The 1,779-nt window shown below is 57.4% G+C and carries 1 rRNA gene (only partly in view); it reads left to right on the forward strand.

The annotated features are described in order from the left end of the window. Positions 1–51 precede the first annotated feature (51 nt). Positions 52–1,779, forward strand: a 23S ribosomal RNA gene (locus tag ACIQIB_RS39340); it runs 1,492 nt beyond the window's last position.

The following is a 1,779-nucleotide window of genomic DNA, read 5'->3' on the forward strand; positions in this document are numbered from 1 at the left end:
GTGGGTGACTGGTCGTTGTTTGAGAACTGCACAGTGGACGCGAGCATCTGTGGCCAAGTTTTTAAGGGCGCACGGTGGATGCCTTGGCACCAGGAACCGATGAAGGACGTGGGAGGCCACGATAGGCCCCGGGGAGCTGTCAACCGAGCTTTGATCCGGGGGTGTCCGAATGGGGAAACCCGGCAGTCGTCATGGGCTGTCACCCATACCTGAACACATAGGGTATGTGGAGGGAACGCGGGGAAGTGAAACATCTCAGTACCCGCAGGAAGAGAAAACAACCGTGATTCCGGGAGTAGTGGCGAGCGAAACCGGATGAGGCTAAACCATGGGCGTGTGAGACCCGGCAGGGGTTGCGCTTGTGGGGTTGTGGGAATGAGCTTCAGTCGTCTGCCGGCGGCTGGGCGAGTCAGAAACCGTATGGGTAGTCGAAGGACATGCGAAAGGTCCGGCGTAGAGGGTAAGACCCCCGTAGACGAAATCTGTACGGCTTGCTTGCTCATCTCCCAAGTAGCACGGGGCCCGAGAAATCCCGTGTGAATCTGGCGGGACCACCCGCTAAGCCTAAATATTCCCTGGTGACCGATAGCGGATAGTACCGTGAGGGAATGGTGAAAAGTACCGCGGGAGCGGAGTGAAATAGTACCTGAAACCGTGTGCCTACAAGCCGTGGGAGCGTCGTTCATCAGCTTGCTGGTGGGCCGTGACTGCGTGCCTTTTGAAGAATGAGCCTGCGAGTTTGCGGTGTGTAGCGAGGTTAACCCGTGTGGGGTAGCCGTAGCGAAAGCGAGTCCGAATAGGGCGTTTGAGTTGCATGCCCAAGACCCGAAGCGGAGTGATCTAGCCATGGGCAGGTTGAAGCGGAGGTAAGACTTCGTGGAGGACCGAACCCACCAGGGTTGAAAACCTGGGGGATGACCTGTGGTTAGGGGTGAAAGGCCAATCAAACTCCGTGATAGCTGGTTCTCCCCGAAATGCATTTAGGTGCAGCGTCACGTGTTTCTTGCCGGAGGTAGAGCACTGGATAGGCGATGGGCCTCACCGGGTTACTGACCTTAGCCAAACTCCGAATGCCGGTAAGTGAGAGCGTGGCAGTGAGACTGTGGGGGATAAGCTCCATGGTCGAGAGGGAAACAGCCCAGAACACCGACTAAGGTCCCTAAGCGTGTGCTAAGTGGGAAAGGATGTGGAGTCGCAGAGACAACCAGGAGGTTGGCTTAGAAGCAGCCACCCTTGAAAGAGTGCGTAATAGCTCACTGGTCAAGTGATTCCGCGCCGACAATGTAGCGGGGCTCAAGCACATCACCGAAGTCGTGTCATTGCAGCATGAAGGGCTAACGCCTGCTGTGATGGGTAGGGGAGCGTCGTGTGCCGGGTGAAGCGGCGGTGGAAACCAGTCGTGGACGGTATACGAGTGAGAATGCAGGCATGAGTAGCGATACAAGAGTGAGAAACTCTTGCGCCGATTGACCAAGGGTTCCTGGGTCAAGCTGATCTGCCCAGGGTAAGTCGGGACCTAAGGCGAGGCCGACAGGCGTAGTCGATGGACAACGGGTTGATATTCCCGTACCCGCTTTGAAGCGCCAACGCTGAACCTCTTGATGCTAAGCCCGTGAAGCCGGCCTGGAGTCTTCGGACAAAGGGACGTGGTGGAGCCGGTGGCCCAATGGGGTAGTAGGTGAGCGATGGGGTGACGCAGGAAGGTAGTCCAGCCCGGGCGGTGGTAGTCCCGGGGTAAGGGTGTAGGCCGAGTGATAGGCAAATCCGTCACTCATTAAG

This window comes from Kitasatospora sp. NPDC092286 (assembly GCF_044755565.1).
Classification (GTDB): domain Bacteria; phylum Actinomycetota; class Actinomycetes; order Streptomycetales; family Streptomycetaceae; genus Kitasatospora.